The following is an 8,520-nucleotide window of genomic DNA, read 5'->3' on the forward strand; positions in this document are numbered from 1 at the left end:
ATTCTAAGTCTCCGCTATGTTTTCGAATTATTTCCTGACAATCATGTCTATCTGTTTTTGTTTTGTAAATAGTTATAATAAACGACGAAATACTTTTTTTCCATCATACGAATAAAGAATAGGTTTATTCTCTACATACGTTTCCAAATAAACAGAACGTCCCCACAGTTGATAAATATATGGCAGTACATTTTCTAAGTAGTGAGGATCTAGTTCGGTTCCTTCATAGCCATGTTTTAGATACAGTTCACCGTTGCGAGAGTAGTCTCCCTCTTCAACTACAATATATGGGAACCCTCCATTTACCCTCATAGAGACAAGCTGGTCTCTTACATTTTCATAATCTTTATCTGTAATTTCATACTTTCCACTCTTTTTTTCAAATAGGTACAGATCTTCCTTCTTAACCAATTCTTTTGTTAAGTAGTTCCGAATAAATGAAATGTCTGATTCAATTTCTCTTACTTCAAACATTCTTTCTCTACCTGAATTTGGCTTAACTCCTAATTTGATCATTTCTGCGGTTGGATTATCGTATCTCTTTTCGATGTCCTCAAAAATTTTCAATCCCAAATAGTATGGATTAATAGATGTTTTAGAAGGTTGAACTACCCCAGCGTTTAATGAAGCAAAATCAATCGCCTCATCAGTTGTTAAGTCCATTTCTCTTATGATACGTTGATGCCAATAGCTGGCCCAGCCTTCATTCATAATTTTCGTCTCTAACTGTGGCCAAAAATAAAGCATTTCTTCTCGCATCATGGTTAAAATATCGCGTTGCCAATCTTCCAGTTCACGACTGTACTGCTCAATAAATAGTAATAAATCTTTCTCAGGCTTAGGTGGGAATTTTTTTCTTTTTTGAACGATTGCTTTTTTCTTATCAGCTGCTGATCGATCTAAATTCCACAAATCATCATAAGCAGTTTTACGCACAACTTCTTCTTCTTCTTCCTCATCCAAAACATAGTCTGGTAGTTTAGGTCTGATAATGGAAGGATCAATATGCTCTTGAATGGCTAATACAGCGTCTAAAAAACGTTCTACTTCTTCTTTACCATGAAGCATTTCATAATTAGCAATTCTCTCAGCGGTTGCCGTCATGCTCTCGACCATATCTTTTCTAGTATTGGAAAAGCGAACATTATTTTTAAAGAAGTCACAGTGGGCAAGTACATGAGCAATAATGAGCTTATTTTGCGTTAAACTATTTGTATCCAGTAAAAACGCATAACAAGGATTTGAATTAATGACTAGCTCATAAATTTGACTTAATCCCAAATCGTATTGCAGTTTCATTTTATGAAATTGCTTTCCAAAACTCCAATGGGTAAAACGTGTTGGCATGCCGTAAGCACCGAATGTATAAATAATATCAGCAGGACAAATCTCATAATGCATCGGATAATAATCAAGGCCAAATCCAGAGGCAATTTCAGTGATCTCAGCAATTGCACGATGAAGTTTTGTTTCCATCAATTAAATCCCTTCGACTATTTATTTTCGTTTCCAAGTGCATGCACTATCCCATTCAAACGGAAGTCATATCTTTTTGAAAAAAGCTTTTTAATGAATTGTAAACATCATGTTTTTCTTTCAATACATAGTGACGAAACTTAGGGTTAGAAATTGACTTATATGTGGTCATTAATGTTGAATATCGACTATGCGTATTCACTTCTCCATATCCAAACATGCTGGAAACTTCCATCAGTTCATTTACAAGCTTCACACACTTTTCATTATCCCTCGACATATTTTCTCCATCTGAAAAGTGAAATGGGTAAATATTGAACAGCGCTGGATTGTACTTTTGTTCAACTAGCTCTAGTGCTTTTTCATAAGCGGATGAACAAATGGTTCCACCGCTTTCTCCCTTTGAAAAAAAATCTTCTTCTGAAACTACTTTAGCTTCTGTATGATGAGCGATAAATTCAATTTCAACCGTTTCATATTTGGAACGTAAAAACTTAGTCATCCAGAAAAAGAAGCTTCTAGCCATATATTTTTCAAAGTTACCCATGGACGCACTCGTATCCATCATTGCTAGAACAACTGCTTTGGATTCAGGTTTCAGCACATCATTCCATGTTTTAAAACGTAAGTCATCATTATGGATTGGTGTAATTTCAGCCTTTCCATTTATAGAGTTTCTTTTGATAGCTGTTAATATCGTGCGCTTCTTATCAATGTTACCCATAAGTCCTTTTTTGCGAATATCATTAAATTCAATTTTTTCGGTTGTTGTGTCAGCTTGTTCTTTTCGTTTCAAGTTCGGTAACTCCATCTCTTTGAAAAGAACATCTTCTAACTCGGATATTGTGACCTCTGCTTCATAAAAGTCTTGCCCTGCTTGGTCCCCAGCTTCTTTCCCTTTCCCTGAACCTTTTTTTCCATCCTCAGAATCACCAGCAACAACATCACCTATTTTACTATCGCCATCCCCTTGGCCAACGTGTTTTGACTTATCGGAATTGTATCGAATTTTGTACTCATCTAACGAACGAATTGGAATTTTAATAACATCTCGTCCATTTGACATGATAATACTCTCTTCACTAATTAAGTCGGGTAAATTATTCTTAATCGCTTCTTTTACTTTGTCCATATGTCGGATCTGATCTTGGTGTCCTTTTCGATGGAGAGTCCAGTTTTCCTGTGAGATGACAAAACGATCATTAGGTTTTTCGTTCATTTATACCCACACCCATCTATTATTAGAAAGTTTTTGATTCTCTTATAATATGCTTCAGCAAACAAGTTATTGCCAGTAATTAATAAAAAAAAACAAGACTAATGAAAAGTAATCAGTCTTGTTTTCATCCATATTAATACATTAGCGATTGAGCAAGCTACCAACGTAACGTAATAATTCATTGGCTGAAATAGAATTATAACCATGTTCATCAATTAATCTAGCGACTACTTCGTTAATCTTTTTGAGATGTGATTCATCTGGTGTTTTGGATGAAGTGGTAATTTTGACAACATCTTTTAAATCCGCAAAAAGTTTCTTTTGAATGGCTTCACGTAAACGCTCATGAGAGTTATATTCAAAACGTTTTCCTTTTCTAGCATAGGCAGAAAGGCGAATGAGTATTTCCTCTCTAAACGCTTTTTTAGCATTTTCTGAAATGCCAATTTGTTCTTCTATGGAGCGCATTAGTTTTTCGTCGGGATTCATTTCTTCACCCGTTAGCACATCTCTAATTTTATTCTTATTACAAAATGCCTCTACATTATCAAGGTAATTATCCATTAACGTTATTGCTGACTCTTCATAGGAATAGACAAAGGCTTTTTGAATTTCTTTCTTGGCAATTTCATCATATTCTCTTCTAGCTATGCCAATATAATTCATATATTTATCCCGGTCTTCCGTTGAAATAGAGGCATGTTGGTCTAGCCCTTCTTTTAGTGAACGTAAAACATCCAGTGCATTAATGGATGGAACTTCCTTACGAATGATTGCTGATGAAATTCTGTTGATCACATAACGCGGATCAATTCCATTCATCCCTTCATTTGGAAACTCCTTCTGAAGTTCCTCGACATCAATTTGGTTAAATCCTTCCACATTTTCCCCATCATAAAGTCGCATTTTTTTCACAATATCAATACCTTGTTTTTTAGGAACTTCCAGTCTTGTCAAAATCGAAAAAATTGCAGCAGCTCGAAGTGCCTGGGGAGCAATATGTACATGCGTCATATCACTATCCTTAATCATTTTTTCATAAATCCGTTCTTCCTGACTAACTTTTAAATTGTACGGAATCGGCATGACAATAATTCTTGAATGAAGTGCCTCATTTTTCTTATTAGAAATAAATGAAAGATACTCTGTTTCGTTCGTATGGGCTACAATCAACTCATCAGCACTAATTAATGCAAATCTACCTGCTTTAAAATTACCTTCCTGTGTCAAAGATAACAACAACCAAAGGAATTTTTCATCTAATTTTAACATTTCTTGAAATTCCATCATTCCACGGTTTGCTTTATTTAATTCACCATCAAAACGATAGGCACGAGGGTCAGATTCAGAACCAAATTCTGCAATCGTTGAAAAATCAATACTACCCGTTAAATCAGCAATATCTTGTGATTTCGGGTCAGATGGAGTATACGTTCCGATTCCAACTCGTTTGTCTTCAGAGAAGAAAATACGCTCAACCATTACATCTTCAAGATGTCCATGATATTCCTTCTCAAGCCGCATTACGTTTAACGGTGACAAACTTCCCTCTATATGAATCCCATACTCATCAAAAAAATCGGTACGCAACTCATGCGGAATAAGGTGGAGTGGATCTTCGTGCATAGGACAACCTTTAATTGAATAAACTGCGCCCTCATCTGTCTTGGAGTATTTCTCAAAACCACGTTTTAGCAGTGTTACAATGGTCGATTTCCCACCACTAACTGGCCCCATTAAGAGTAAAATACGTTTTCGAACATCAAGTCTTTTTGCAGCTGGATGAAAGTATTCTTCTACAAGTCGTTCAAGCGCCAGCTCAAGCCCAAATATTTCTTCCCCGAAAAAATGGTACAATTTCTGACCGTTTCTTTCCGTTAAACCAGAACTCTTTATCATATTATAAACGCGTGAATGAGCCGTTTGGGCAACGCTTGGTCTTTCCTTCACAATGGCTAAGTATTCGGAAAATGTGCCTTCCCACTTAAGTTTGTTTTCTTCTTCACGGTAACTCTTCACCTTATTTAAAATATCCATAGTTCCCTCCATTCAGGGCTTGATTAATACATGATATGAGCGAAGATGACTTAAAATACCGAATAGTTTTAGTTATCTTAGTTGTTCTTAATTTAATCACTTATTCTAGGGGAAATGGAAGAGTAGCAACAGGTGAAAACACTTCAGATTCACTTAAAAGCACTAGCACTATACTGTATTTTTTGTTGATCATGAATTCCTTTTAATTATCTTTACTGAAAATCCTGCCCAAAAAATAGAACTCCTACGAGCTTTATACTCGTAGAAGTCCTATTTAGATTTTTTCATAACACTAGCAGATTGCCATTAAATATGAATTTAATTCTTCAGTTCTCTCATTCTCTGATCAAGCATTAGAAATACCTGCTTCACTTTTTCTTTAGGTAGAGCAGCATACAGGTCTCCAATGCTTACTTCGTAATAACACGCTTCCTCACTTGTTGCTCTTATGTAGCTAGTTAAACCAACTTCTGTAGCCTCATAAATTCCCACTAAAACAGCCTCTAGCTGCTCTTTTGATGTATGAAAATGGACATGAAACATATTTGAAACAGGTTCTAACGGCATAGTGGACACTGCATGGCAGGAGTTAAACATCTGAGCGAGCTCTTTCGCTTCTACATAATATTGCTCCATTTTTTCTAATCTTTGATCAAAATAATAATCAGCACTAATTATATACGGATACAGACTGATTAAATCCCCGCCGTGACGTCTTTTCCATACTTTCGATTTCTCAGTAAAATCTCTATCACCCGCAAGAATTGCTCCGGCAATCCCACCAATTCCTTTGTATAAAGAAACATACACACTATCAAAAAGACTACAAACCTCAACTGCAGACTTTTTATAGTATGGAAGGATTTCAAATAATCTAGCGCCATCCAGATGTAACTTAATTCCTTTATTACAGCAATATTCGGAAATATTTTCTATCGTTTCGTAGTCTGGTAATTGACCGCCAATTTCACGTTGAGGTAATTCAAGCAATATGCATGCTACTTCGTCTTCCATACTCAACACATCGTCTAATTCAATCAATCTATTTTTATTAGCAAGTAGAACAGGCTCAATTTGATGCAATTCCTTTAATCCATCTTCCTCATGAATCTCTAAATGGCATAATGGATGATATGCAACTTTTCTCAGATCTTTTTTATCACACCATATTCTTAAAGCAATTTGCTGCGCCATCGTTCCACTTGGGAAAAATACCGCCGTTTCTTTGCCTAAATAAGTTGCCATTTTCACTTGAAAGTCTTCGATAATTTTCCCCTTACCATATATATCACTTTCTTGCTGGCCATCAAATTCTTGCAATGCCTCTTTTAGTATATGAACCTCTCTTTTCCCATGACCAGCTACCTGATACTTGGTTTGTTTAAATGCTTCGAACAAAAGATTCTTTTCGCTCATGGTTTTTGACTCCATTCTTTTTCAGAATACTTTTTACAAGTTAAATATAGCATCATAGTAGAGAAATATTCAGAATTTATTACGAATGGTGATAGTAGTTTTTTTTTAGATCAAATTCCATGGAAAAAATTTTATTAATTTAATAGTTCTAAACGAAAAAACTCACCTATTTTTCTGGTGAGTTTTCAGGGGCATTGACCCAGATGAAATTATTGAAAAGACCAACCGCTAAAAGTTTTTCTTCTTTTTCTTCTTCAAATTTAGTCTCGTATAAAGAAAAAATACCATAATTCTTTTTAGTGGTAAACGAATCAATTATTGGACCTTTAATCATTACTACCAGTTTACTTTCTCCGTTGCTTTCATCTTTAACAAATGAGACGTAATCATCTTTTGATGGATTAGATGTTAAGGCGAATAGTACGATAAGTATAAGTGTAATTAAAATGATATACTGTTTTTTCATGTTTTGACCTCTTTTAATCTAGCATTGCCTAATAAATTAGAATTTATACTAAATAATTTCTCATATTAGTAAATAGCTAAAAAAAGTTTTTATTGGTCAAATTAAATAAATTAACACAAAGAAAAAGAAAGCAACACTTCCACCCATGACAAACAAATGCCACACTGCGTGATGGTATTTAAAACCTCGCCACATATAAAATACGGAACCTAACGTATATAATAATCCACTTGAAACCAACAAAATTAATGCTTCTTTTGATAAGTTTTCAATAAGAGGATTCCAAGCAAATATAATGATCCAACCCATCACAACATATAGAATGGTGGATAAAACGATAAATCTTTTTACAAAGAAAGCTTTAAAGACAGTCCCTGCGATTGCTAAAAACCATACAATTCCAAATAGAGTCCAACCTAAAGCACCTTGAATTACTAATAATAAAATAGGCGTATAGCTACCAGCAATATAAAAATAAATGGCAGAGTGATCCAAAAAATCAAAGAAATCTTTCGCTTTCCCATTTGGGAAACTATGCAATAATGTTGAAGATGTATATAAAAAAGTCATGGTAAAACCATAAATAGTGAATGTGACAATGTCCCAAGCGTCACCTTTCATAGCTGCAAATACAATAAGTAGTACAAGGGCTGCTATGCTTAATAATATTCCTATGCCGTGTGTTACTGAATTGGCTATTTCTTCACCTTTTGAAAAATCTTTACCTATTTTATTACTCAAAATATCTGTACCTCCTAAAGTATAACAATTGATGCAAGACGATAAAAAAAGTCTGAATTTCATATTTGTGATTCTTTTCATGATGTAGGGAACTGATTAGTCTTCACTATCTATTCTACAATATGAATATTTTTTTGTATAATTAAGTCTATTTATATCCATTTTCACCTTGTAAATATCAAAATGTAATTTCCTACAAGCCATATATCTCCAAACAAAATACCCAAATATCATAAAGATAATTTGGGTTTGTTTTATTATGGAGAACTACCTGACTTCAATCATATCCGTCACAGGAATAATCAATCTCGATTTTTTTATTCTACCGATTCCTGAACTTGATGTTCTTTCATTTTCTGAATAAGCCATTTGAAAACGATACCAATTGCAATGTAAATGAAGAACGAATAAATGTGTTTCCAGCTATATAATTGATAGATATCCATCCACTCAAATAGTTGCTCTACGATAAAAGCAGATACTGTTGCCGCCGCAATAAGAGAAATGAGGTAGGATTTCCATTTCGAAAAAAGTTGGTATACAAACATATAAACAATTGGCAAAATTGTTAAATCAATTGGACTAAGTAGTGGAATCATTTGTATATCCTTATATGCATATCCCCAAAGAAGAAATGAGATTCCCACCACATCTAAGAAGACAGATGTAATCATAACAAGCGTTCCCATAAGTGAGATTTCTATTATTCTTTTTTTATCTACGAATCTCCACCATATTCCCCATGGCAAAATTGTTAATATGATGAGAAACCACCAGTTGAAGGAGAAGAGTACATGTTCAATCCAAAAGGTATAATTAATTTCAAATAGTTTATTTTGTATTTCAATAATATCTTGTACATAGTCTGTCTTATTTTGAACGCTCATTTTAACTCCTCCAAACAAATTCACTTCGGTTAATTCCCGAAAATAACGATATGTTTATATAAGCTAATCCATTAGTTAATAAAATCGAATTATACTTGTGTGAAGGAATTGTCCATCTTGGCAACACCAAGTGCCAGATTATCCCAAAGAATTTCTTCCACCATTTCAACCTGATCGTTAAGGCAGTGAACAATAATGATGAGTTCTGACATTTTACCCTTTTTTACCCTTTTCTTTTTCTTCTTTTTTATTTTAATTTGTAAATTGTCAACTCAAGT

At 34.2% G+C, this 8,520-nt stretch carries 7 protein-coding genes; all 7 read right to left on the minus strand.

Going from position 1 to position 8,520, the window contains the following annotated elements; translation table 11 throughout:
* Positions 1-72: 72 nt before the first annotated feature.
* Positions 73-1,476, minus strand: coding sequence for a SpoVR family protein (locus tag C406_RS0114180; RefSeq protein ID WP_017381309.1), 1,404 nt, complete (start codon positions 1,474-1,476; stop codon positions 73-75).
* Between the two features lie 55 nt (positions 1,477-1,531).
* A complete protein-coding gene (gene yhbH / locus C406_RS0114185; protein ID WP_017381310.1) occupies positions 1,532-2,695 on the minus strand; it encodes a sporulation protein YhbH in 1,164 nt (387 codons plus the stop codon).
* A 141-nt stretch (positions 2,696-2,836) separates the two neighbouring features.
* Entirely contained in the window at positions 2,837-4,732 is a 1,896-nt protein-coding gene (locus C406_RS0114190) for a PrkA family serine protein kinase (RefSeq protein ID WP_017381311.1), read from the minus strand.
* A gap of 318 nt (positions 4,733-5,050) precedes the next feature.
* A complete protein-coding gene (locus tag C406_RS0114195) occupies positions 5,051-6,148 on the minus strand; it encodes a threonine aldolase family protein (protein ID WP_017381312.1) in 1,098 nt (365 codons plus the stop codon).
* Between the two features lie 166 nt (positions 6,149-6,314).
* The gene (locus C406_RS0114200; protein WP_017381313.1) at positions 6,315-6,614 is read right to left on the minus strand and encodes a DUF4359 domain-containing protein; all 300 of its coding nucleotides are present in this window, start codon (positions 6,612-6,614) and stop codon (positions 6,315-6,317) included.
* Between the two features lie 96 nt (positions 6,615-6,710).
* On the minus strand, positions 6,711-7,355 hold the full coding sequence (trhA, locus tag C406_RS0114205) for a PAQR family membrane homeostasis protein TrhA (RefSeq protein ID WP_017381314.1): 645 nt from the start codon (positions 7,353-7,355) through the stop codon (positions 6,711-6,713).
* Between the two features lie 317 nt (positions 7,356-7,672).
* On the minus strand, positions 7,673-8,242 hold the full coding sequence (locus tag C406_RS0114210; protein ID WP_017381315.1) for a CBO0543 family protein: 570 nt from the start codon (positions 8,240-8,242) through the stop codon (positions 7,673-7,675).
* Positions 8,243-8,520 lie beyond the last annotated feature (278 nt).

It is taken from the genome of Paenisporosarcina sp. TG-14, assembly GCF_000297555.1.
In the GTDB taxonomy this organism is placed as follows: Bacteria; Bacillota; Bacilli; order Bacillales_A; family Planococcaceae; genus Paenisporosarcina; species Paenisporosarcina antarctica.